The organism is Polaribacter filamentus, assembly GCF_002943715.1.
Taxonomy (GTDB): domain Bacteria; phylum Bacteroidota; class Bacteroidia; order Flavobacteriales; family Flavobacteriaceae; genus Polaribacter; species Polaribacter filamentus.
The window spans coordinates 389,286-413,878 of the sequence record NZ_MQUA01000013.1; the positions used below are offsets into that span (position 1 = coordinate 389,286).

Consider the following 24,593-nt stretch of genomic DNA (forward strand, 5'->3'; position numbering starts at 1 on the left):
TAATTAAAATTACCGGGCAAGTAATCTGCTTGGTAATTTTAATATACCCTAAACTACTGTTATTTGAATAAAGCGCTTTGCTTTGAATTGATAATACTTCTATCAATAGCTAATTATTTATTATTCATTTAAAGAATTATGGCTTATCTAATTTATAAAAAAAGCGAAAAATATTTATTTATAGCGATGAGGTTGTTAATATTATTAATGCTTTTTGTTAACTGTCCTCAAGTAAAAGGAGAAAAAGAGATAGTATCAAAAGCTAGAAAGCCTAATATCATTTATATATTAACTGATGATTTAGGTTACGGCGATATTTCAGCATATAACCCACTTTCTAAAATTCAAACATCTTATATTGATAAATTGTCATCCGAAGGGATAATATTCACAGATGCACACGCTTCGGCTTCTGTATGTACTCCTTCTCGGTATGGGATTCTAACTGGACGATATTGTTGGAGAAGTCAACTTCCATTGGGCAACTTAAGAGGATATGGTAGAGCCCTAATTGAACCGAAACGGAAAACAGTAGCGACTTTATTAAAGGAAAATGGTTATGCCACAGGAGTTGTAGGCAAATGGCACTTAGGCTTAAATTGGGCTATTAAAGATGGACATAAAACCGTATTCAATGAACAGGATACCCAAGTTAATGAATATGGACATGTTCAAGATATGAATCCAATTCATATTGATTTCACAAAAAAGCCTGAAGATGGACCTCTTAATCACGGATTCGATTATTCTTACATTCTGCCAGCATCTCTGGATATGCCTCCATATTGCTTTTTAGAAAATGATTCCTTAACCTCGATTCCATCAGATTACACATCTGGAAATGAATTGAATACAGGCTATACTGATGCTTTTTGGAGACCAGGTATTATGGCTCCTGGATTTCAATTTGACCAAGTATTACCTACAATTAAGAATAAAGCTTTAGAATTTATTAAAAATAATGCTGAAACTAAACAACCATTTTTTCTGTATTTTTCACTAACAGCACCGCATACTCCTTGGATGCCAAGTACTGAATTTATAAATAAGGCTTCCGCAGGTAGTTATGGTGATTATGTGAAAATGGTAGACCAAGTTGTTGGTGATGTTTTGAAAGTAATAGACAAAGTAGGTATAAAAGATAATACGCTCGTAATTTTCACGAGCGATAACGGACCATATTGGACACCAGCTCTGGCAGAAAAATACAACCATAAAGCGGTAGGCGAATTACGGGGTATGAAAGGAGATATATGGGAAGGCGGACATCGGGTTCCCTTTATTGCCAGTTGGCCAGGTACAATCCCGTCATCCACCATCAGTTCAGCATTAACCGCATTAACGCACCTGTTTGCTACTATTGCCGATATTTTAAATGTGGCTGTAAATCCAGATGAAGCTGAAGATAGTTATAGCATTTTACCTATCCTATTAGGAAAATCAGATATGGTTAAAGAACAAGAAGCTATTGTACATCAATCTTCTAAAGGTTTGTTTGCTATTCGACAAGGCGATTGGAAACTAATAAGGAAAAGAGGGTCTGGTGGATTTTCAGTCCCCCAGTTTTATGATCCTAAAGAAGGAGAGCCGAAAGGTCAATTATATAATTTAAAAGACGATATAGGAGAATCTAATAATTTATATGATATTAATTATAATAAATTATCTGATTTGAATGCGTTACTAACTAAAATAAAAAATAAATGAAAGCTATTTTTTTTCTATTTTTTCTAGGATTTGCGATTTCAGGTTGCGAGTCTCCAAAAACACATGATTTGAAAGAATCACCAGTTGATCTCGTTAACCCTCTGGTAGATGCAGCAAACTCCAGATGGTTCTTTTTCAATTCCGCAACAAGACCATTTGGAATGGTCAATCTGAGTCCTGATAATATTTTAAGTGGTGCCTGGGGTTCAGGTTATCGTTATAATACTGACACTATTAGAACTTTTAGCCATGTTCATGCTTGGCAATTGTCAGGTATTCCAGTAATGCCTATTTCAGGAGATTTTAACGGTTCAATGGGTCCTGAGGTTTATAAATCGAAATTTAGTCATGATAAAGAAGTTGTAAAAGCAGGATACCATAAAGTAGAATTGGAAAAATATGGAATTCAAGTTGAACTTACTTCCACTAAAAGAGTCGGTTTTCATAGATATACTTTTCCTAAATCAAAACAGAATCACATTGTTATAGACTTGGCCATTGAGTTAGGCCCAAGTGAGACAGAAAGTGGATTCATAAAGCGTATAAGTGATACGGAGTTAGAAGGTTATGCGGTTATGGCTTCTACCAGAAGAAGACCTAAACCTGTAGAGGTTTATTATGTAATACAATTCGATAAACCTTTTTCCACTCTTAAAGCATGGCAGGATGGTATAGAAAATGACGTATATGATTCTATAAAAGGACATGGGATAAGAGGCTATGTGACTTTTGAATCTTTAAATCGTGAAGTTCGCCAGATGAAGGTGGGTTTGTCTTATGTAAGTTCTGAACAAGCTAGAAAAAACTTAAATCAAGAATTACCACATTGGGATTTTGAATCCATCGTAGATGAATCCAGAAATGAATGGAATGACATTTTGAGTAAAATTGAAGTAAAAGGAGGTAACAAAGAGGAGAGAAGTAGATTTTATACAGACTTATGGCATGCACTTCAAGGAAGACGAATCATAAGTGATGTGGATGGTATGTACTGCGATCGGACTGGAGATTCTAAAAAAATTAAACAAATCCCTCTGGATAGTAATAATAAACCGCTTTTTAACCATTATAACTCAGATTCCTTTTGGGGCGCACAATGGACTCTAAATACACTCTGGCATTTAGTATATCCTAAAATTTCAGAAGAATTTATTCAATCGATGCTTCTTATGTATAAGGATGGAGGATTAATACCAAGAGGACCTTCTGGAGGAAATTATACTTACGTAATGACTGGAGCTACTAGCACTCCATTCATAATAAGTGCATATATGAAGGGTATCAGGAATTTTGATATTAAACTTGCCTATGAGGGTATGCGAAAAAATCATTTTCCTGGTGGCTTAATGAGTAAAGCCGGCTATGAGCATAATACATTTATTGGTGGCGGTTTGGAACATTATATTAAAAAAGGATATATACCATATCCTCTTCCGGAATCGAATTATCCTAAGGATAAAATTTATGGATCCCATCAAGATGGAGCGGGTCAGACTTTAGAATATGCTTATCAGGATTGGTCACTGGCGCAAATGGCCAAATCTCTTGATAAAAATGATGATTATAATTTATTTTCAGAGCGATCCAATAATTATAAAAATTTATTTGATAGTAAAATTGGATGGATGCGGGTAAGAACCCCTGATAGATCTTGGCAAGAGCCTTTTGATGGTTTAATGTATAACCATGGTTGGGTTGAAGCTAATGCTGTTCAATCTACATGGTTCGTACCGCATGATGTTGACGGGTTAATTCAACTGATGGGTGGGCGCCAAAATTTTAATGATAAATTAAATAGATCATTCGAGGTATCAAGTCAATATGATTTTAAATCTTCAGAACATGGTGACCGCACAGGAGTTACTGGCAATAATCTCAAACAGGGTGGAAAAATTGAAAAAGAAAAAGAGGAGCCGTACCTAAATTATGGCAACCAACCAAGCATGCAGGCTGCCTATCTATTTAATTATTCAGGATCGCCATGGCTAACACAATATTGGGCTAGGGAAGTTATAGAAAAAGTGTATAGCGGTGTGTCACCATTTCAGGGCTATAGTGGAGATGAAGATCAAGGACTCATGGGAGCGCTGTCTGTATTGATGAAAATGGGAATTTTTTCAATGAGAGGGGGAACAGCTATAGAGCCTGTTTATGAAATAAGTAGTCCTATCTTCAATGAAATAGTGATACATCTGGATGAAAATTACTTTCCTGGAAAGTCATTTGTAATCCAGTCGGTAAACAATTCGAAAGAAAATAGATATATCCAATCCGCAAGTTTAAATGGAGATAATTTGTCAAAGCCTTGGTTTTTTCATAAAGAGCTTATTAAAGGAGGCGTATTAAAATTAGAAATGGGGGATAAACCAAATAAAAATTGGGGTAATGCTGAAGAGGATGTCCCACCATCAATGTCAAACGAATTAAAATAAGGATTTAGATATCTATATAATTTTATAATATGTATCATCAAAAACAACAATACTCGTATCGTTTGCTTTTTTTAGTAATAGCATTTCAGTTTTTTGGTATTACACAATCTTTTGCTCAATATCCTGAAAAGACAATTACCATCGTTAACAGCAATAACCCGGGGGGAGTTATTGATTTAATGGCAAGAAAACTGGCTATTATTGCAAAAAAATATGAAAATGTAACAATCATCGTAGAAAATATTCCGGGAGGATCTGGCACAGCGGCCATGAATTATGTGCTTAATCAACCAGCGGATGGATACACTCTATTAGCTACATTAAAATCATACATATCAACGGGATTATTATCAGAAGACGGTATAAGTATTCATGATTTTCATTTAGTTGCTTGTATGGTTTATGATTGGGAAGCTATCATAACTAATAGAAACTCAGAAGTTGTCACTCTTGAGGATATTCTTGACGATGCAGAAAGAAAAAATGGGCGTCAGAGATGGCTAGGACCTAATACTGGCGGCATGGATCATTTGATGGCATTGAAAACTTGGGAAAAATGCAAGATTCAAGCAAGATGGATTCCTTTTGAGGGTAGTTCAGTTTCTATAGCTGCTCTTTTAGGAGGAAATGGAGTTGTTTACGTTGGAAATCCTTTAGATATAAAAGGGCGTCCCGATTTAAATATTGCTGCTATTGCAAGTCCAAATCGCTTAGCAGATTTTCCTAATGTCCCGACACTTCGAGAAAAAGGTTTTGATGTAGTAGAACAAATGTGGAGGGGCTTCTCTGTTAAACAAAGCACACCAAAACATGAATTGAAATTTCTGGAGAATCTCCTATATAAAATAAGCCAAGATCCAGAATGGATATCCTATATAAAATTGGGATATGCGGATCCTGTATTTTTTAATAACTCTGAAATGGTATCTCAGTTAAAAGAAGATGAAGAATTGGCTAAAAGATTACTTACAAAAACGGGTATAATTAGTGACGTAAGAGGGAAAGCATCTAAGAACTCTTGGTTATCCTTACTTGTATTTTTAATTTTATCAACAGGGATTATATTCATTATTTATAAGCTTAAAAAAAGAAAATAGATAGAGAGTTTTTTATTCATATTTTTTTAATTGGGCTTCCTTTGTTCTTTTTTTATAAAAGTAGTTTCTTTCCAGGAGCACAAGAAATAACAGAAAATGGACCAGCATTGATTCCAAGAATTTGGTCTTCGGGATTATTATTATTTAGTATAATCTTGCTATTTAGAAATAAAGCTGTGACTGCTTCTAATGATTTACAAAAACAGTCGAGACCATTGGCCATTCGTTCTGTTTTACTTCTTTTAAGCTTTTTTGGATGTATCTTCTTTTTTGGATATTACCTTTCTGCATTTTTATTTATCGTTATAATCCTTTGGGTTTTAAATTATAGAAAACCCCTTATCACAATGAGTGTTGCTTCAATTTTTTTAATACTAATTTATCTTTTATTTGAAATAGCACTGAATATTAACTTACCTAACGGAATTTGGTTATAATGGAAAATACATGGGAATTAATTGAAATTGTTTTAAGTAATGTATTGAGTTGGCAAACACTCTTGATTATATTGACAGGAATTTTATATGGAATTTTGGCAGGTGCCATACCTGGTATTTCTGCTTCTATTGCAGTTGCTTTGTTGGTGCCCTTTACATATAGTCTTGATGCTGGCCAAGCAATGATTCTGCTTACAACAGTATATATGGCTTCCAGTTATGGAGGTTCAATTACAGCTATTATGGTTAATGCTCCAGGAACGCCTGGATCTGTAGTTACTACATTTGATGGTTACCCTTTAACACAGCAAGGTAAGCCAGGACTGGCATTGGGAACGTCTATTATATCTTCAACAATTGGTGGTATTATAGGAACTTTTATTTTAATCCTTTTTTCTGTTCCTATAGCTAAATTTGCTCTTTCTTTTGGACCTCCAGAATATTTTGCTTTAGCAATTTTGGGGCTAACTATTATTTCTTCACTTTCTTCTGATAATTTAATTAAAGGACTTATAGCGACCCTGTTGGGTTTGCTTTTAACTACTATTGGTGTAGATCCTTTTACAGGCTTTCCAAGATTCACTTTTGGTTTATCCGACTTAGGAGATGGGTTCTCTTTTATTCCAGCATTAATAGGATTGTTCGCCATTGGTGAGGTTTTGGTTCAGGCAGAATCTTTTAATTCAAAACCTAAAAAGATTGATGAATTTTCTCAAAAATATCCAAATTGGAATATAATTAGTAAAATGAAGTTTGTCATTTTTAAATCATCCATTATTGGAACTATAGTCGGTGCAATTCCTGGTGCTGGAGGAACTGTCGCTACTTTTATTGCTTACGATCAAGCAAAAAAATCCAGTAAAACTCCCGAACTATTTGGTAAAGGAAGTCTTGAGGGGGTAGCTGCTCCGGAAGCTGCAAATAATGCAGCGGTAGGCGGTGCTTTAATTCCATTGCTAACCTTAGGTATTCCAGGCAGTGCTTCTACTGCGGTATTAATTGGTGCGCTTTTTATGCATGGTCTGGTTCCTGGTCCCGAATTATTTACAAAGCAAACTGATGTTGTTTATAGTTTATTTGTGGCATTGCTTATAGCCAATGTTTTTATGTTGGTGATAGGGTGGTGGGGTAACAGGCTTTTCGTAAAAGTAATTTCTATTCCGCCAGCAATACTGTTGGCTATTATACCAGCCTTTGCAGTTGTGGGAAGCTTCACAATTAATCGTTCCATGTTTGATGTTGGCACGTGTGTTGGGTTTGGAATATTAGGATGGTTACTTAAACGTAATGACATCCCAACTGCTCCAGTTGTTTTAGGCTTAATTTTAGGCTTTATGGTTGAAGCTAATTTACGAAGGACTTTGTTAATGGGTGATTACACATTGCTTTTCACTAGGCCATTATCGGCTGTGATGTTGCTTATTGCATTGGTGTCTTTTATTTATCCATTTATTAAACGAAAAAAGAAAACTATTTAAGTATGTCTAATTAATTGAATACTATGAGGAGATTATTAATTGTTTTAACTCTGATTTTTTTATTTTGTCCTTTAAACGGTCAATCGAAAATTAAATCGAATAATAAACCAAATGTAATTTTGATTTTGACAGATGATCAAGGCTATGGTGATTTAGGCTATCATAAAAATCCGGATATCAAAACTCCTACATTAGATGCTTTTGCAAGTGAAAGCATCGGATTAAATAATTTCTACGTCTCTCCTGTTTGTTCACCCACAAGGGCAAGTCTTTTAACGGGTAGGTATAATATTAGAACAGGTGTATTTGATACTTTTTCTGGCGGCTCTATCATGGCTTCTTCGGAAATAACCATTGCTGAATTGCTTAAGGATTCTGGATATAGAACAGGACACTTTGGAAAATGGCATTTAGGAAGTAACTATCCTTCACGACCACAGGACCAAGGGTTTGAAACATCTGTATGGAATACAGGAGGGGCAATTGGTAATTCGGGCGATCCTTTTAATTATTACAAAAAAGATAGCTCTTATTTTAATCCTGTACTGTGGAAAAATGGAAAAAAATACCAGAGCACTGGTTATTGCACAGATGTCTGGACCGATGAAGCTATCCAATTCATACAAGACAATCGGAATGCTCCATTTTTTATGTATCTCGCTTATAATGCTCCCCACAAGCCTTTACAATTGCCACAGGCGTATTATGAACAATATAAGGGTAAGGAAATAAATGAAGAATATTATAGGAATGAGGGATTCTATGTTCATGGCATGACCGAGAAGGATAAAGAGGATGCAAGAAAAGTTTATGGAATGGTGACAAATATTGATGATAATCTTAATCGTCTTTTTAAGGAATTAAAAAAGCACAAGCTATATGACAATACTATTATCATTTTCATGACAGATAATGGACCTGCTCAATATAGATACACGGGAGGGTTTAAAGGTAAAAAAAGTTTAGTTCAAGAAGGGGGATTCATGTACCCTTTTATATCAAACTTCCCAAGGGCATGAAGAAGGTAAAAGAAATAAATGAACGGTTCGCGCATATAGATGTTTTACCAACTATCGCCAATCTTTGTGATATTCAAATTAACGCAGATTTAGAGATTGATGGCGTGAGTATGGTGCCTTATTTAAGCGCTCCAATTTCACAAAATTTAGAGAGACCCTTATTTTTCGAATGGCAAAGAAGTTATCCTGAAAAATATAAAAATATAGCCGTTATAAAGAACGGGTTTAAATTAATTGGAAATACACAAGAAGATGCTTTGATTTCTGAATTCGAATTATACAATTTGAACGAAGACCCTTATGAAGCTGAGGACATTATTAATAAACAACTTAATGTTTCCAATGAATTAAAGAGCGAGATAGACCGCTGGTATGACGACATCATGCGTAGCCCGAACATTATTGATTTACCGCGAATTATTATTGGAAATGAACAGGAGACCACAACCATGCTCAATCGTAATGAAGCACGCGGAATACAGGAAATAAGAGATCAGGAAGCCATTCATGTTAGTTGGGATGTACTAATCGAAAACGCCGGAGACTATAAGGTGAGTTGTTATTTTGTGAATAAATTGGAACATGAAGGGAAACTCTATTTCAGAATAGGAAATAAAAATGTTAGTATGGAAAATAAAAATACTGGCATTGAAAAATTAGTATTTGATACGGTTTTATTAGAAGAAGGAAAATTCACAATTGACAGTTGGTATTCTATAAGTATCACTTCTTATCTAACGCCTTTTTATTTAGAAATCGAAAAATTATAAAAATATGTCAGTAGTTTTTAATTTGCAAACGGCAGACCTTTGTGATCAATATGGAGAAAAACTTCTCTGTGCCGATCCCGTTTTTATTCAATTCGGTCTTAAAAAAACCTTTTTTGGAGAAATTACAACCATTAAGCTGTTTGAAGATAATTCACTTGTTCGGGAGCGCTTAAATACGCAAGGCTATGGAAAGGTGTTGGTTATAGATGGAGGCGGTTCCACAAGATGTGCATTGGTAGGTGACCAACTTGCTGAACTAGCCATCAAAAACCATTGGGAGGGCATCCTTGTTAACGGATGCATCAGAGATAGTTTTATAATCAATAAAATGAAAATAAGCATAAAGGCCATCAATACAAGTCCAGTAAAAAGCATCAAACGCCTTACTGGTGAATATGATATTCCTGTAAAATTTGCAGGCATTAATTTTTATCCTGGACATTTTTTGTATTCTGATGAGGATGGGTTGCTTGTAAGTATTGAAAAACTACACTAATAAAACTTATAATATGAAATTTAAAAACATATGTATTCTTTTGTTATTGGCATTCAATTGTTCTGCTTTTGGACAAACTAACCAAAAACTCAATCTCACATTTTTTGGGTCATCCGTTTGCAATGGCTCTAATGCTGAAAGTAAGCATGGCTATGCTTGGCAATTTTATTATAGTAACACAATTGATACAACTACATATCACTATATTAATGTGTCCACTGGCGGTGACAATACCATAAAAATTGAAAAATTCGATCGCTTAACGAATAAGTTATACCCAACAAACCCTGACATTGTTGTAATAGGTTTGTCATTGAGCAATGAAGGAATTAGGGGGAATGGGGACAACAATGGCAGAGAACAAATTTTGGAACAATTTAGAAGTAGATTACTTGCATTAGCCGATTCGTTAAACCAACAAGGTATAAAGCCTGTGATAGTGAATTGTTATCCACATTCAGACTTTACTCCAGATGAATACATGTTCACAAAAAAAATGAACCGTATTATAAACACCTGGAAATATCCAAGTATTAATGTTCTAGGAACTATAGATGATTGGCAAGGCCGGTGGGCAGAGGGCTATGTTGCCAATGCAGGCCACCCGAATACTCTCGGGCATCAGGAGATGTCTTATGCCATCGTCCCTTCTCTTTTTGATGCGATACAAGTTGGTAAAAAAACACCTTCATATGATTGGAATCAGAGTTATTATACATTTAGAAATGACGAACATGTTGAAAACCCTTTATCTCTGGAACTTAAAAACACGGTTCATTCATTTACATTAAGTTTTAGATTTAAAAAAACAGATAACGGGAGCATCGCTGGTTTTACTTCGAATGATTTAAAACATGAAATTACAGTTAACACTAATAAACTTTATTATAAAAACCACTCTGTAACCCTTCCGGATTCTCTAAATAATTGGACTCATGTTGTGCTTTCTCATAGCTATGCCAATCAGCAAACGATGTTTATTGTAGATGGAAAATTAATAGGTAACATAAATGAACGATTAGTTCCAGCTCAAATTCACTTTGGTGGCACAGCTTCTTTTATCGAACTTAAAGATTTGTACCTATATCGCTCTAGTTTAAATATAGATGAAGCCTTAGATCTTTTTAATAAGAAATTTATTCAATCCAGTCTGGAGTTTTATAACCCAATGACAAAACCTATTGAGGGTGATAGAATCACCAATTATGCACAAAGTTTAAGTGAATTGATTATTAATAATGGGGTTGACATACGTTACAATCCTGTACCATTCTAACAAAATATAAAAGTTATGAGACCTAATACATTATTAAAAAAAATCCTTTTAGCTGTGATTATTTGTTGTAGCGGAACGGTAAACGCGCAAGATAAACCCAATGTCATTATTATTTATACCGACGATCAAGGTTCTGTAGATTTGAATAGTTATGGCGCAAAGGATTTAGAAACGCCTAATATGGATAGCATTGTAAAAAGCGGCGTTCGCTTCACACAATTTTATGCTTCACCAATTTGTTCCCCTTCTAGAGCTTCTCTGTTAACGGGTAAAAACCCACAAAGAGCAGGAGTGGAAAGAAATTCACATTTAAATGAAGAAAACGGACTTCCTGGAACAGAATATACAATGGCAGAAATGTTTAAAGATGCTGGATATTCTACAGCCCATATTGGAAAATGGCATTTAGGATATACGCAAGGAATGAGTCCAAATGAACAAGGATTCGACTACTCCTTTGGTCATATGGCTGGATGTATTGATAATTATTCACACTTTTTTTATTGGAACGGTCCTAATAGGCATGATTTATTCAGAAATGGAAAAGAAGTATATTATGATGGACAATTTTTTCCAGACCTAATGGTAAAAGAAGCTTCCGTTTTTATGGAACAAAATCAAAACAATCCTTTCTTTATATACTTTGCCGTAAATATGCCGCATTATCCATATCAAGGAGATATTAAATGGCTTGAATATTATCAAGAAAAAGGGCTCGCCTATCCAAGAGATTTGTATGCAGCTTTCATTTCAACTTTAGATGACCGAATTGGCTTACTTTTAAAAAAGCTTGAAGTCTTGGGAATTAAAGAGAATACCATTATTATATTTCAATCGGATAATGGACATTCAACCGAAGAGCGTGCACATTTTGGAGGAGGTAGTGCAGGTCCATATCGAGGCGCAAAACAATGTTTGTTTGAAGGAGGTATTAGAGTGCCTGCAGCAATAAGTTGGATTAATAAAATTCCATCTGGAGAAGTTAGAGACCAATTTGCAGTAAACACTGATTGGATGCCAACATTAGCACAATTATGTGGTATTAAATTGAATTCAGAAGAAATGGATGGTAAAAGTTTATTGCCCATTATTGATGATGGTAATAAAGATACGCAACATACAGAAGGATATTGCTGGGCATATAAAGACATGTGGGTAGCCAGAAAAGGAAAATGGAAATTACTAGGAAATCCTTATGATACGGGTAATAGGGATTATAAATTTATAGAAAACAGATTTCTTGTTAATCTTGATAATGATTTAGGAGAAACATCTAACGTCGCGAATAAATACCCTGCTATTGTTTCAGAATTAGAGAAACAATATGAAAAATGGTTAGAAAATAATAGTAAATAGATTTAACACGATTATAACCTGAATCCACTCATGAAAAAATTAACGATTATACTGTCTTTAATAATTTTGAATTCACTTATTAGTTACAGTCAAAATTTAAAAAAGGATTCCCGCCCTAATATTCTTTTTATTATGAGTGATGACCATTCTTATAATGCAATTAGTGCATATAATAATCATTTAATTAAAACACCAAATATTGATCGTATTGCCAGCGAAGGAATGCTTTTTACAAATGCATGCGTTACCAACTCCATTTGCGCTCCTTCCAGAGCAACAATCCTTACAGGAAAGCATACTCATATAAACGGCAAAATAGATAATCATATGCCATTTGATACAACTCAAGTAACGTTTCCCCAATTATTTCAAAAAGCTGGTTACGAAACTGCAATGTTTGGCAAATTACATTTTGGTAATAGTCCCAAAGGAGTAGATGACTTTATGATTTTACCGGCCCAAGGGGATTATATTAATCCTGATTTTATTACTAAAAAAGGAGATACAACAATAACCGGTTATGTAACAGATATAATAACAGATTTGACTATCAATTGGCTGGAAAAAAAACGTTCCAAAGAAAAACCGTTTATGATGATGTACCTGCATAAAGCGCCACATCGCCCTTGGTGGCCAAGTCCAGAAAAGTTTAAAGAATTTAGTAGGAAGACTTTTCCTGAGCCTGCAACATTATTTGATGATTATAAAAACAGAGGTACAGCTGCGAAAACTGCTGAAATGAATTTATTAAAGCATATGACTTATAGCCATGATAGTAAGATAAGACCTGAAACCCTTGCTGATATGGAGAAAGTAGAGCCAAGTATCATTGAAATAAAAAATGGTTTTTATGGACCCTATGGGCGGGCTAATGACGAGCAACGTGCAAAATATGAACCAATATTGGATTCAATAAATGATTATTTTAAAGCAAATTGGCCATCAATGAGTGATGAGGAAAAAATGAGATGGAAGTACCAAAGATATATGCAAGATTATTTGGCATGTATTTCTTCAGTAGATGATAATATTGGACGTGTTTTAGACTATCTTGAAGAAAGTGGTTTAGCTGAAAACACAATAGTAGTATACACATCAGATCAAGGATTTTACATAGGAGAACATGGGTGGTTTGATAAACGATTTATTTATAATGAATCATTTAAAACTCCATTAATGATTCGTTGGCCAAATATAATAAAAGAGGGCAGTACGAATAATGAAATGGTTCAAAACCTAGATTTTGCTCAGACCTTTTTAGAAGCAGCACAAATAAAAGCTCCTGATGATATGCAAGGTGAAAGCCTAATTCCGTTATTAACGGGAAATAATAAAAAATGGACTAGAGATGCTGTCTATTACCATTACTATGAGTACCCTTCTGTTCATATGGTAAAACGCCATTACGGAATAGTTACAAAAGAATATAAATTGGTGCACTTCTATTACGATATCGATGAATGGGAATTGTATGATCGTAAAAAAGACCCACAAGAAATGAACAATGTTTACAATGATTCTAACTATGCGAATTTAGTAAAAAAACTAAAAATGAAGTTAGGTAAATTAAGAACTAAATACAAAGACTCAAAAGAGTTGGATCAAAAATATATTGAGATAACAAAATAATAATAGTATAACTAAAAACAATTTTTAATTATGTCCAAGACCAATCCAGTTGTTTCAAAGAAGATCCTAATTCCTTTTATTTTAATCACCTCATTATTTGCGTTATGGGGTTTTGCCAATGCCGTTACTGACCCTATGGTGCAAGCGTTTAAAAAAGTATTGGAATTATCTAATTCACAGGCAGCTTGGGTTCAAATGGCCTTTTATGGCGGTTATTTCACTATGGCTTTACCGGCAGCAATGCTTATGAGAAAATATTCTTATAAAGTTGGAATTTTAATAGGTCTAGGATTATATGCTGTCGGTGCATTATTGTTTTACCCAGCTGCTATTACAGAGCAGTTTTGGTTTTTCTGTTTAGGGCTCTATGTTTTAACATTCGGGCTGGCCTTTTTAGAGACTGCTGCTAATCCTTATGCATTAGCGATGGGAGACAAAGAAACGGCTACCCAACGGTTAAATTTGGCACAGGCCTTTAATCCTGTTGGATTAATTGCTGGTTTGTTTGTTGCACAGCATTTTGTGTTGAAAAATTTAAAGTCTGATGATATAAAAGATTTTAGCGCTTTAGATGAAGCGTCTAAAATTTTGATTAAAACCTCGGATTTATTGGTAATCCGTGATCCATATGTTATTTTAGGTTTAGTTCTTATTGGTGTATTTATTTTATTTGTAGTTAGTAAAATGCCACAATCCAGAGAAGAAGGAGTCATGCCCAATATTGGCGACACATTTGCTGTTTTAGCTAAAAATAAAAAGTATGTATTAGGAGTTTTAGCTCAAATTCTATATGTAGGAGCACAAATTATGTGCTGGACTTATATTTATCAATACGCGGAAGCTATTGGTATGGATAGTGTAACAGCCGGTTATTATCAAATGGCTGCCTTTGTTTTATTTACAATTGGTCGTGCTGTAGGGACTTACTTGCTGAAATTTTTGAGTTCTGGTAAATTATTAATGTATTTTGCCTTATTAGCCATTGTATTTGTAATAGGAACCATTTTTATAAAAGGAATAATAGGTCTTTACAGCCTGGTGGGTGTTTCCTTTTGTATGTCCTTAATGTTTCCAACTATTTATGGTATTGCATTGGTAGATTTATCCGAAGAACAGTCCAAAATAGGTTCTGCTGGTTTGGTAATGGCTATTGTGGGAGGTGCCTTAATGCCAAAACTACAAGGTATTATTATAGATATTGGGGGTAATGGCGTTGCAGATTCTAAAATAATGGGAGTGTCTGAAGTTAACTTCTCATTCATCCTTCCTCTGCTTTGTTTTATATATATCGCTTGGTATGGGTTAAGAGTCTTTAAGCGTTATGAAAAACCTATTAATTAACCATATGATTAGAAAAATGGAAACTATTCATATCCATAAATTAAAAAACGGAAATTTACAATGGGTAAAAACAATTGCTACTATTTCTTGTTTATTAGCATTCCTTGGATGTTCTCATCCTCCTTCTAAAGGGTTTGGGCAAGTAGTTGGAAGTAATCCTGAATATCGTGGTTCTTGGGCCCAAGTTCCAGTTATCTTGTCACGAATTCAAGCGCCAAGTTTCCCAGATAGAGCACTTAGTGTAACAGATGCTCCTTATAATGCCAAAGCCGATGGCGTTACAGACGCTAGAGAGGCCATACAAAATGCAATTATTGATATCTCTCGTTTTGGTGGGGGTATGGTTAATATTCCTGCGGGAAAATATTTAATAGATGGGACGTTACGATTGGAAAATAATGTTAATTTTCATATAGAAGAGGGTGCCGAATTACTATTTAGTACTAACTATGAAAGCTATTTGCCTCAAGTACTTACCCGCTATGAAGGTGCTGATGTGTATAATTTTTCTCCGCTTATTTATGTGTATCAGAAAAGAAATGTAGCTATCACTGGTAAAGGAACGCTTAATGGACAAGCAAAAGATTCATGGGCTACTTGGGTGAAAAAGGCTTCAGAAGTCGGATTAACTCGTGTCCCAGGTTCAAGTAAAGGGAATTGGGAACAGGAATTTCGTGACATGAATAATAATAATGTTCCGCTATTTGAGCGAATGTCTGACCGCTCTGGAAATCTTCGACCTCATTTCATTCAATTTTATGATTCGGAAAACATTTTGTTAGAAGGGGTCAATATTATTGATTCCCCTTTTTGGGTAAATCATTTTTATAGGTGTAAAAATATTACGGTACGAAATATTGTCTTAAAGTCACTAAATAAAAACAATGACGGAATAGATATAGAGTCTAGTCAAGATATGCATATTTACAATGTTGATTTTGCAACTGGTGACGATTGTATTTCAATTAAATCAAGTCGAGATCTTGAAGGCTTGCAAAAAATGATTCCCAGTAAAAATATTGTCATACAAAATGTGCGATTCTTAGCAGATGACGCTATCGCACTAGGAAGTGAGGCTTCAGGTGGAGTCCGAAACATTTTTGTAGAAAATTCAGAAGGTAGTAATTTAAGAAAAGGTTTTTATTTTAAAGGAAATAATAATAGAGGAAATCATTTTGAACACATTAGAATTCGAAACCTTACTTTAGGTGATTTGGTTGATTTGCCAGAAAATGCTCGTAAATTAGGAATGATTGATGTGACTACTAATTATGATAGTATAGGCGTAAAATATAACAGGCCTTCTGAATTCAAAGATATTCGCTTAGAAAACATCATTACAGGAACATCCATATTCCCATTAAAATTAGAGGGTTCTGCAGGAGTGCTTATTAAAGATTTTGTTTTAGATGGTGTGCATTTAGGAGCTGGAGAGCAACCCAATGTCATTACAAATGTTGATTTAAAAACATTATTTGTTCATAACATGACCGTTGGCAATAAACCATTATTTGCATTAGTGGAAGGCTCAAATGAAGAAAAAATCATTCAGCAAAACAACAATATACCACCAGATGTTTATGCCGGGGAAGAGCAAGTAATTATTCTTTCACAAAAAAATGTTATTACGCTTATGGGAGATGCGATAGACAAAGAGCATCGTCTATCTTTTAAATGGGAAGCCATACCCGCAGATGCCGAAATAGTTTCTTTTGGAGAAGATTCCAATGGGAATGAATTATATTATAGTTTTGGGGACGAAAAAAGTATAGAATTTACACATCCAAATTCGTTAGTAACCCAAGTTATATTTACAAAACCCGGCATGTATCGTTTCCGACTAAACGTTAGTGATGGTTCATTAACGGGGTATCACACAGTTTTTATTGAAGTAAGAAGATAAAATAATAGCATGAAATTAAAAATAGCTTGGTATGGAGGATTCTTAATTACGATGTTGATTACAAGTTGTAGAACGGATTCAAATCAAACGAAAAGACCAAATATTCTATTTGTTGTCAGTGATGACCAGTCCTATCTTCACACAAGTTTTATAGGTTGTAAATTTATCAATACTCCCGCTTTTGATAAGATAGCAAGTGAAGGCATTTATTTTACAAATTGTTATGCTAGCTCTCCTGGATGTGCACCATCTAGGGGTTCAATTGTTACCGGCAGATACCCTTGGCAAAATGAACAATCTGGACAACATAGTTCATCATGGTTAAATAAATATGTTCCCTTTTTAGATGAGCTTGAAGCAAATGGTTATGTCACAGGAAGAACAGGAAAGGGTGTAGATCCATTCCAATATGCAAGAAGTTCAGCAGATTCTCTATGGCGTGCAGAAAATGCTGCAGGTAAAGCCTATAATAGTATTAAATATGAAGAGAAAGGTGATGACCGATTTGCTCTTGGCATTAGCAACATAAATTATTCTAAAAATTTCAAATATTTCATCGATAATGTAAAGGAAGATAAGCCATTCTTTTTTTGGTTTGGAGCCAGAGAACCACATCGCAGTTATGAAAAAGGATCATGGAAAAGAATGGGTAAAAATTTGAAAGATGTTGACGTTCCAAAATTTTTACCGGATAATGAAGAAATTAGAGGTGATCTATTGGATTATGCGGTAGAAATCGAATGGTTTGATTTAGAGCTTCAAAAAATATTGGAATATCTTCAAGAAATTGGAGAACTAGATAATACTGTTATTATTGTAACATCAGATAATGGAATGCCATTTCCTCGTTCTAAAGCTAATTGTTACGACATTGGTGTTCATGTTCCTTTAGCTATTCGATATCCCAAAGCAATTCAAGCTGGCAGAATATACAATACACCAATAAGTTTAATTGATATTGCTCCAACAATATTGGAATTATCAAATACAAGCCCAAGTAATATGATGCCAATTACTGGTGAAAGTTTGGTAAGACTATTAACATCAAATAATGAAAGTTATAATAAGCCAGTGTTTTCAGGTAGGGAGCGCCATTCTTCTTCAAGATACCTGAACCAAGGTTATCCGCAACGTGCCGTTAGAAAAAACGACTATCTATTTATCTGGAATATAACTCCAGAGCGCTGGCCTGCAGGCGCTCCACAAAAATTCTCTGATAGGGATTCCACAAAATTACTACCCATTTATGGCTTAAATAAAGCCGGAAACTATGTTTATGAAGGCATATTTGCAGACATTGATGAGTCGCCATCCAAAACATACCTTATTGAAAATTATAAGGCTGAAAAAACAGAGACATATTTTAATTTGGCTTTTAACAAACGTCCAGAATTTGAGCTTTATAATTTAGATAAAGATAAGGATTGTTTAAATAATTTGTCAGGTCAGCAAGATTACCATATACTAGAAGCACAAATGAAAAATATTCTAATAGAAGAATTAAAGAGAACAAACGACCCACGTGTTGTTGGCCCCGATTTCACAATATTTGATAGTTATTTAAGGTATAATAAAATAGGAAGGTTTCCAAAATCAACTTACTATGTTGAAGATTTCCATAATTAACAATGGTTTGGAGAGGAATTAAAAAATGGGTAAATCAAAAAGGATGATTTGTCCTAGAATGTAAACCATATTGACCTATTCTTGAGACTAAAGGGGCATTGTTGTCAAAAATAGGTTAAATTTTAAAATTGATCTAAAATTTGATTCGAGAATAAGTCCATATGGTTTGCTAAACACTCTAATATTTGGACTTTTACTTTTATTATTATCGCCTAATTAAACAAAGAAAATGATACAAATATCTGTATGTTTAAATGATGTGATATTTGGTTTTTGTCATAATGTGAACAAAAATAAATTTAAGTTTGATATTGGTTTATAAATTAGTTGAATATGATCATAAATATTTGATTTTAAATTTTACATGCATTAAATATTTTCAATAATCTAAAAACTAAAAACGTTTTTGCATACGATTTTATAATTTTAAGGGTTTTTTAGCTTAATATTTGTGCTTAAATCATTTTAAACACAGAGCTCATAACCCGAACGTCACTGGTTCGAGTCCGGTTCCCGCTAACAAAAGAAATACCAGTAAATATAGAACGCGAAGAAAACCTAAAGTAACTAAAAACCAGAAAGATACAATATGAATAATCCTTAACTTAATAACATTGGGCTAGAATTAGCAATAAATTATATACGGCTTAAGTTAGCATTTTAATAAAAACACTAAATTAGACATATAAATTAGAAAGAACAAAAGAGGGGATTAAGGTTATGATATACGCAGAAGCTTAAGACTTCGTCAACATTGAAAATCACCTCTCTTTTCTACACAGATTTCGTACAGTTCTATGAGGCTTTTTAGACCTCGATTTTAAGTCGTTGAAACTCGCGTAGTATGTCCTTTCAAAAAACATTTTCTTATGAATAAAGATATTAAATATTTTGGTATTGACATCAGCCATTTAGTTTTTGATGTTACAGATTCTGATGGTAATTACTATCAATTTAAAAACAGCTTAATTGGATTTAAAAAATTCATGAAACTTTTGGATTTTAATAGCCATTGTGTGATGGAAGCTACCGGTTATTATCACTATCAGTTAGCGTATTATTTACAGGAGAATAGCGTTGTATTATCCGTAGAAAACCCATTATCAGTAAAACGTTTTATTCAGATGAAACTATCTAAAATAAAGACAGATAAAAGTGATTCTAAGCTTATTTGTGAATACGCAAAACAAGTAGATTTAAAGCTTTGGCAGGGAAACTCAAAACACCAATTAGAATGTCTTCAAATGACAAGATTACTTTCTGTGTATACAAAACAGAGTACTATGTTAAAAAATAAATTACATGGAGAAGCTGTTTTAGGGCAACCTAGTAAATTAGTTGTTACTTCATTAAAAAGGAGTTTAAGACAACTCAAAAAAGAAATAGATACTATAGAAGAAAAGCTTTTGTTGTTGGTAAATGAAGTGCATAAAGATATTTTAACACGTTTAAAAAGTATTCCAGGAATAGGAAAGAAAACATCCTTAATGTTAGTGGTTTTAACGGATGGATTCGATCGTTTTAAAAGTGGAAGTGAGTTATGTAGTTATGCAGGATTAACCCCTATAATTAGACAAAGTGGATCTAGTGTAAATGGCCGAGCACGAATTAGTAAAATAGGAAATCAAAAGCTGCGAAATTTATTATTTATGTGCAGCTTTAATGCCTGTAAATACAATAAAGGGTGTAAGGCAATTTATGATAGAATAGTCGCAAAAGGTAAGCGTAAAAAATTAGCTTTAATTGCAGTTTGTAATAAGCTATTAAAACAGGCATTTGCCATAGCAAAATCAGGATTAATATATGATGACACCTATATAAGTACTTTAGTGAAAAATTAATGAGATTTTACTTGTTTTTTACCACAGTACTTTGTTGTGCACAGGCTTTTCTCATTTTAATTGATTTTCTACTATTTTTTCCAATTCATTTTGTTTAAAGTCAAACCAAGATTGGCGAAAATTAGATTGGTCTATTTTATGCTTAAAATTCTGAAAAGGTTTTTTCTGTTGTAAAACATCTTGTAATTCCAATTTTAAATTTTGGTCATTTAACTGCTCGATAAATCGCTCCATTATTTTAAATGATTCGAAACTTTCAAGTATCTCAATTTTTATAAAATTTTCTTTTTCTGATTTATCTTTTCTAAATGCTCACGGAAAATCTCTTTAAATTCTTCTTCGTCTGAAATTTGTGAAAAATCAGGAATTGCTATAATTTCATTCGTTTTCATATTGTAGTAGCATTCATTTCCGCAATCTAATTCTTGCGCAATTTCTCTAACTACACTTTGTTTTGAATTATCCATAAAAGCAACCGTGTTTATCCTTTTTTATGATTTCTATAATTTCCCCTAAATGAGTAGATTCAGGAAATGGTTCGTAAATCTCCCATTTTCCGCTAGCTCGCATCCAAAATAGATTCCATTTTTTCTTTGATTTATAATGTCGGATTTTAGCAAAATCAATTTGTTGCATCTTTTTTGGGTTGTCCCATTCAGGTCTGATTTCGAATAGGATTACAACTTTCCCGTCGAATGAATACCCGATATCAACTTGTTTACGAACTTCAAGGTTTTCAGGTCGTAATGATTCCACATACTTTTTAATAGTGGATTCGTTTATGTCAATCGTAGTGTTTTTCATTATGTTCCAATTTTTTTCAGCTTGTGCACAACTTTTGGTATATGGTTTGTTGCGTGGTAAAGTAACAAATTTAGCAAGTACAAACCAAATAGAAAATCCGCAAGGACTTTCGCAAGTAGGCAAGAAGCAAGCAATAAATTATATACGGTGTGTGTGCCCAGTATGGGCCTCTTTAACTTATCGCAAGATAAGTTATTCAACTAGAGGGTGCAAGTCCCTTATGCACAGGAGTAACGTCTTGAAGCATTAGTAAGTCGCAAGGGTGGTAACTGCGAAGTTACATCTGAAGAAAGCGAGACTACAAAACTCGTTACTGACGAACAGAAATCGTATACAGCGGCATATTTACTTGGGTAAGCAAGCACATCATTGTAACGCCCAAAAGAGTAACAAAAGGGTAAGTATGTAGATACGGCAGGAATTGAGTGAAAGAAGATGCCATTACCTGGGGAGGTCTCTAGAGCCACGAGTTGGCTGTATAGAGAAGTCAGCAGAAGTCATAGTACTTACAGGAAACGAGGAGGGAAAAACCCTCACGGTCTCACAAGTAAGGAAGGACTGAACATTAAATTACGTTGTAATTCGACTAGGAGGCATTGCTAGCCTAGTCTTAGCTCAACAGGAGTAAACAAATTATTTAAAACTATGATTGCCCAAGTATTAGAAGCTACGAATCTTTATAAAGCAGCACGTCAAGTTATGCGCAATAAAGGAGCAAGCGGAATAGACAGTATGTCGCATCAAAAACTCCCTGAATACATTAGGGAAAATAGGTCAGAACTACTGCTATCCATTTGTAATAATAGCTATGTACCACAAGCAATTTTAGGAGTAACGATCCCTAAAGGAAATGGTAAAACCCGACTTTTAGGAATACCAACGGTAGTAGACAGATGGTTACAACAGGGGGTAAACCAACAATTAATGACTAAGTTCGAATACGAATTTGAAACCTTTAGTTACGGATTTCGCCCACAGAAGAACATCCAAAAGGCAGTACTACAAGCCCAGCGATACATCAATGATGGCTATCAGGATATTGTAGATATTGACTTAAAAGGATTCTTCGATGAAGTAGACCATTGCATCCTACTGCAACTTATTTACAACAAAGTACAATGCCGAACCACCTTGCGTTTAATCCGAAAATGGCTTAGAGTTCCCATTTCAATAAATGGAAAACTTTATAAACGCCGAAAAGGAATTCCACAAGGCAGTCCAATAAGTCCATTACTATCTAATATTATATTAGACGTTCTGGATAAAGAAATGCAAAAACAAGGGGTACGATATGTGCGTTATGCAGACGATTTTAGTATGTATGCTAAAAGCAAAAGCGAGGCAAAACGAATAGGAAATAGCATGTATTTGTTTCTTAGAGACAAATTAAAGCTCCCTATAAATGGTGCTAAAAGTGGTATACGCAGACCTGTAAATTTTAAATTGCTAGGACACGGTTTTGTGCCAATCTATAAGAAAGGCATAAAAGGGCAGTATCAACTAGTTGTAAAACAGGAAAGTTGGGAAAAGTTTAAGCGCAATCTTAAAAGTTTAACCAAGAAAACCAAACCAATGTCTTTACTAGAAAGACTCGAGCGACTAAATCAAGTTTGCAGGGGCTGGATGAATAATTACCGATTAACAAACATTTATGCTAAACTTAAAAAGTTGGATGAATGGTTGCGAAATAGGTTACGATATTGCATTTGGCATGATTGGAAAAAACTAGAAAGAAAACGTAAAAGCCTAATTCGATTAGGAATAGAAAACGGACAAGCGTATGCTTGGAGTAGAACAAGAATGGGAGGCTGGGCAGTAGCCCAAAGCCCTATACTTAAAACTACAATTACCCTTTCTATACTTAAAAGAAAAGGTTACAAACCCATGGTAGATTACATAAATAAGAAGCAAACTTCAATTTGGTGAACCGCCGTATACGAGACCCGCACGTACGGTGGTGTGAGAGGCGCACTGGCTACTTTTTGGTAGTCAGCCGTCTACTCGATTCTACGCAGTTTTTATTCTTCACTTTTGTTAATTATTTCAATTCCTTTTTCAAGGGTTTCATCTTTTTGAATTGTCGTTTGTTTCACATAATTGGTAGGCACGTACTTTTCTCTTGGCGTTCCATTCACGTGAAATAGTTTAGCTGTTGAAAGGCGGTAACCAAAATTTTGATTTTTAAACGAAAACCCGTTCATTTCTCCTGCCAACCTCTCCATTTCAGAACCAACTATTTCTGCTCTTTCTATTCCTTCAAAACCTATCACAAGTCCTTCTCCCATACTTCCTGTCCATCGTCCGACTAAAATCACAACGGGTTTTTTGTATTGTTCCTTTCTTGGGTTTACATATTCTATCCAACTTCTTTCTAAAATCGGATTTCCGTCATATTGCTCGATTGTCAAATGTTTTTGATATGGCTTAGGTTCATTGATGAATCGTCCCATAATTCCACGAGCCACATATGAATTGCCACCATCTACGGTATTTCTCAAATCTATTATCAGTCCTTTGGTGTTCATCAACTTGTCGAGAGCTTTGTCAAACTCATTTATAAGACCGTTATTTCCCAATGAATTGTTTATAGTAATTATTCCAATCTCATTTTCTACGGTCAATGTTAGAAGTTCAGAAGATTGTTTGATTTTTAGTTTATCCAAATCAAATTCAACAGTTTCTTTACTTTCCAATTTTAAGGTTAGAATTCTAGGTTGATTGTAACGACCTGCCAAAAGTTTATTAGCTATCCACTCTCTAACGCTTTGGGATTTTTTGTCACTGCAATGCGTTGGAAATTGTTCGATTGCTCTGTCAAAATCAGTTCCGTTTATTTTTAATAACTCTGCTCCAATTATATTTTGTTCAAGATTTTCTATTTGGATTTGCCAAACATTTGATACTATCGGCTTTCCATTTTTGATAGTTACATATATTGGTGAATATAACCTGAATGAAGAATTTCTATTGGTGTTTAAGATTAGATGACTATCATAAAATTCGTCTAAGAGATACTCAAAAAAAAGAACAATTTGTTCTTCTGTTTTTATGTCTGGAATTTGTTTCTCGTAATATTCTCGGATGCAATTTAAATCAACATTTTTTTCTTGTAGATAAATGTAATTTTGAGATATATCAGTTAAGATTTCGTTTAAATCTTCCTTTATTTTTGTTTGGTCTATTTTATTGCTCTGTGAATTAGCATAAGAAAAATTTAGAAAGATGATAAATACTAAAATCAGTTGTTTCATATATGTTACGATTGTTGTTTTAAATTGCGTAGAACGTTGTTGTATATGGTTTGTTGCGTGTTTTAAGCAACTAATTTAGTAAATAATTACCGACCAAGAAAGTCCGCGAGGGATTTCGTAAGTAGGCTTG

General features: G+C 34.2%; 20 protein-coding genes. 16 read left to right on the plus strand and 4 right to left on the minus strand.

Translation table 11 applies throughout. The features are described from left to right. Window positions 1-138: 138 nt before the first annotated feature. The 15 genes from BST83_RS03860 (at window position 139) to BST83_RS03930 (ending at window position 20,408) form a co-directional block, all read left to right on the plus strand. Window positions 139-1,707, plus strand: a complete 1,569-nt coding sequence (locus BST83_RS03860; protein WP_205853546.1) for a sulfatase family protein — start codon at window positions 139-141, stop codon at window positions 1,705-1,707. After that, on the plus strand, window positions 1,704-4,139 hold the full coding sequence (locus BST83_RS03865) for a GH92 family glycosyl hydrolase (RefSeq protein ID WP_104808659.1): 2,436 nt from the start codon (window positions 1,704-1,706) through the stop codon (window positions 4,137-4,139). Before BST83_RS03860 ends, BST83_RS03865 begins: the two co-directional genes overlap by 4 nt. Before the next feature lie 29 nt (window positions 4,140-4,168). Continuing rightward, window positions 4,169-5,236, plus strand: coding sequence for a Bug family tripartite tricarboxylate transporter substrate binding protein (locus BST83_RS03870; RefSeq protein ID WP_104808660.1), 1,068 nt, complete (start codon window positions 4,169-4,171; stop codon window positions 5,234-5,236). A gap of 41 nt (window positions 5,237-5,277) precedes the next feature. Next, window positions 5,278-5,673: a tripartite tricarboxylate transporter TctB family protein gene (locus BST83_RS21360; RefSeq protein WP_170062731.1), complete on the plus strand. Its 396-nt coding sequence runs from the start codon at window positions 5,278-5,280 to the stop codon at window positions 5,671-5,673. After that, window positions 5,673-7,151 carry a tripartite tricarboxylate transporter permease gene (locus BST83_RS03880; protein ID WP_104810777.1) on the plus strand — a complete coding sequence of 493 codons (1,479 nt, stop codon included), beginning with the start codon at window positions 5,673-5,675 and terminating at the stop codon, window positions 7,149-7,151. The genes BST83_RS21360 and BST83_RS03880 overlap by 1 nt, the downstream gene beginning before the upstream one ends. A 23-nt stretch (window positions 7,152-7,174) precedes the next feature. Beyond that, window positions 7,175-8,170, plus strand: a complete 996-nt coding sequence (locus tag BST83_RS03885) for a sulfatase-like hydrolase/transferase (protein ID WP_104808662.1) — start codon at window positions 7,175-7,177, stop codon at window positions 8,168-8,170. Further along, a complete protein-coding gene (locus tag BST83_RS03890) occupies window positions 8,167-8,940 on the plus strand; it encodes a sulfatase/phosphatase domain-containing protein (RefSeq protein WP_104808663.1) in 774 nt (257 codons plus the stop codon). The genes BST83_RS03885 and BST83_RS03890 overlap by 4 nt, the downstream gene beginning before the upstream one ends. A 4-nt stretch (window positions 8,941-8,944) precedes the next feature. Then, complete coding sequence (gene rraA / locus BST83_RS03895) at window positions 8,945-9,436, plus strand: ribonuclease E activity regulator RraA (RefSeq protein WP_104808664.1); 492 nt, start codon at window positions 8,945-8,947, stop codon at window positions 9,434-9,436. Window positions 9,437-9,449: 13 nt separating this feature from the next. Beyond that, entirely contained in the window at window positions 9,450-10,712 is a 1,263-nt protein-coding gene (locus BST83_RS03900) for an SGNH/GDSL hydrolase family protein (RefSeq protein WP_146092111.1), read from the plus strand. A 15-nt stretch (window positions 10,713-10,727) separates the two neighbouring features. Further along, complete coding sequence (locus tag BST83_RS03905) at window positions 10,728-12,068, plus strand: sulfatase-like hydrolase/transferase (protein ID WP_104808666.1); 1,341 nt, start codon at window positions 10,728-10,730, stop codon at window positions 12,066-12,068. Window positions 12,069-12,098: 30 nt separating this feature from the next. Further along, window positions 12,099-13,697, plus strand: a complete 1,599-nt coding sequence (locus BST83_RS03910; protein ID WP_104808667.1) for a sulfatase family protein — start codon at window positions 12,099-12,101, stop codon at window positions 13,695-13,697. A 30-nt stretch (window positions 13,698-13,727) separates the two neighbouring features. Then, window positions 13,728-15,038 (plus strand): L-fucose:H+ symporter permease, encoded by a 1,311-nt coding sequence (gene fucP / locus BST83_RS03915; protein WP_104808668.1) that lies wholly within the window; start codon window positions 13,728-13,730, stop codon window positions 15,036-15,038. Beyond that, window positions 15,019-16,941, plus strand: a complete 1,923-nt coding sequence (locus BST83_RS03920; protein ID WP_104808669.1) for a glycoside hydrolase family 28 protein — start codon at window positions 15,019-15,021, stop codon at window positions 16,939-16,941. The genes fucP and BST83_RS03920 overlap by 20 nt, the downstream gene beginning before the upstream one ends. Before the next feature lie 9 nt (window positions 16,942-16,950). Next, window positions 16,951-18,567: a sulfatase family protein gene (locus BST83_RS03925; RefSeq protein WP_104808670.1), complete on the plus strand. Its 1,617-nt coding sequence runs from the start codon at window positions 16,951-16,953 to the stop codon at window positions 18,565-18,567. Window positions 18,568-19,436: 869 nt separating this feature from the next. Then, window positions 19,437-20,408 (plus strand): IS110 family RNA-guided transposase, encoded by a 972-nt coding sequence (locus BST83_RS03930; protein ID WP_104808671.1) that lies wholly within the window; start codon window positions 19,437-19,439, stop codon window positions 20,406-20,408. 51 nt (window positions 20,409-20,459) lie between these two features. On the opposite strand, the gene BST83_RS20410 is transcribed toward BST83_RS03930, so the two are convergent. The 3 genes from BST83_RS20410 to BST83_RS03940 are packed head-to-tail and all read right to left on the minus strand — an operon-like array spanning window position 20,460 to window position 21,212. After that, window positions 20,460-20,642: a UPF0158 family protein gene (locus tag BST83_RS20410; protein WP_240614614.1), complete on the minus strand. Its 183-nt coding sequence runs from the start codon at window positions 20,640-20,642 to the stop codon at window positions 20,460-20,462. A gap of 38 nt (window positions 20,643-20,680) precedes the next feature. Further along, window positions 20,681-20,875 carry a hypothetical protein gene (locus tag BST83_RS20415; RefSeq protein WP_240614615.1) on the minus strand — a complete coding sequence of 65 codons (195 nt, stop codon included), beginning with the start codon at window positions 20,873-20,875 and terminating at the stop codon, window positions 20,681-20,683. Then, a complete protein-coding gene (locus BST83_RS03940; protein ID WP_104810778.1) occupies window positions 20,868-21,212 on the minus strand; it encodes a DUF3024 domain-containing protein in 345 nt (114 codons plus the stop codon). The genes BST83_RS20415 and BST83_RS03940 overlap by 8 nt, the downstream gene beginning before the upstream one ends. A 645-nt stretch (window positions 21,213-21,857) precedes the next feature. On the opposite strand from BST83_RS03940, the gene ltrA reads away from it, so the two are divergent. Continuing rightward, window positions 21,858-23,138 (plus strand): group II intron reverse transcriptase/maturase, encoded by a 1,281-nt coding sequence (gene ltrA, locus BST83_RS03945; protein ID WP_104808356.1) that lies wholly within the window; start codon window positions 21,858-21,860, stop codon window positions 23,136-23,138. Between the two features lie 92 nt (window positions 23,139-23,230). Here ltrA and BST83_RS03950 read toward each other — a convergent pair whose 3' ends face one another. Continuing rightward, the gene (locus BST83_RS03950; protein WP_104808672.1) at window positions 23,231-24,463 is read right to left on the minus strand and encodes a S41 family peptidase; all 1,233 of its coding nucleotides are present in this window, start codon (window positions 24,461-24,463) and stop codon (window positions 23,231-23,233) included. Window positions 24,464-24,593: the final 130 nt, after the last annotated feature.

What these genes read in the sequence shown, in the direction of transcription:
- BST83_RS03860 (WP_205853546.1), top strand. Translation starts at nt 139, where the DNA reads ATGGCTTATCTAATTTATAAAAAAAGCGAAAAATATTTATTTATAGCG.
- BST83_RS03865 (WP_104808659.1), top strand. Translation starts at nt 1,704, where the DNA reads ATGAAAGCTATTTTTTTTCTATTTTTTCTAGGATTTGCGATTTCAGGT.
- BST83_RS03870 (WP_104808660.1), top strand. Translation starts at nt 4,169, where the DNA reads ATGTATCATCAAAAACAACAATACTCGTATCGTTTGCTTTTTTTAGTA.
- BST83_RS03880 (WP_104810777.1), top strand. Translation starts at nt 5,673, where the DNA reads ATGGAAAATACATGGGAATTAATTGAAATTGTTTTAAGTAATGTATTG.
- BST83_RS03885 (WP_104808662.1), top strand. Translation starts at nt 7,175, where the DNA reads ATGAGGAGATTATTAATTGTTTTAACTCTGATTTTTTTATTTTGTCCT.
- BST83_RS03890 (WP_104808663.1), top strand. Translation starts at nt 8,167, where the DNA reads ATGAAGAAGGTAAAAGAAATAAATGAACGGTTCGCGCATATAGATGTT.
- rraA (WP_104808664.1), top strand. Translation starts at nt 8,945, where the DNA reads ATGTCAGTAGTTTTTAATTTGCAAACGGCAGACCTTTGTGATCAATAT.
- BST83_RS03900 (WP_146092111.1), top strand. Translation starts at nt 9,450, where the DNA reads ATGAAATTTAAAAACATATGTATTCTTTTGTTATTGGCATTCAATTGT.
- BST83_RS03905 (WP_104808666.1), top strand. Translation starts at nt 10,728, where the DNA reads ATGAGACCTAATACATTATTAAAAAAAATCCTTTTAGCTGTGATTATT.
- BST83_RS03910 (WP_104808667.1), top strand. Translation starts at nt 12,099, where the DNA reads ATGAAAAAATTAACGATTATACTGTCTTTAATAATTTTGAATTCACTT.
- fucP (WP_104808668.1), top strand. Translation starts at nt 13,728, where the DNA reads ATGTCCAAGACCAATCCAGTTGTTTCAAAGAAGATCCTAATTCCTTTT.
- BST83_RS03920 (WP_104808669.1), top strand. Translation starts at nt 15,019, where the DNA reads ATGAAAAACCTATTAATTAACCATATGATTAGAAAAATGGAAACTATT.
- BST83_RS03925 (WP_104808670.1), top strand. Translation starts at nt 16,951, where the DNA reads ATGAAATTAAAAATAGCTTGGTATGGAGGATTCTTAATTACGATGTTG.
- BST83_RS03930 (WP_104808671.1), top strand. Translation starts at nt 19,437, where the DNA reads ATGAATAAAGATATTAAATATTTTGGTATTGACATCAGCCATTTAGTT.
- BST83_RS20410 (WP_240614614.1), bottom strand. Translation starts at nt 20,642, where the DNA reads ATGGAGCGATTTATCGAGCAGTTAAATGACCAAAATTTAAAATTGGAA.
- BST83_RS20415 (WP_240614615.1), bottom strand. Translation starts at nt 20,875, where the DNA reads ATGGATAATTCAAAACAAAGTGTAGTTAGAGAAATTGCGCAAGAATTA.
- BST83_RS03940 (WP_104810778.1), bottom strand. Translation starts at nt 21,212, where the DNA reads ATGAAAAACACTACGATTGACATAAACGAATCCACTATTAAAAAGTAT.
- ltrA (WP_104808356.1), top strand. Translation starts at nt 21,858, where the DNA reads ATGATTGCCCAAGTATTAGAAGCTACGAATCTTTATAAAGCAGCACGT.
- BST83_RS03950 (WP_104808672.1), bottom strand. Translation starts at nt 24,463, where the DNA reads ATGAAACAACTGATTTTAGTATTTATCATCTTTCTAAATTTTTCTTAT.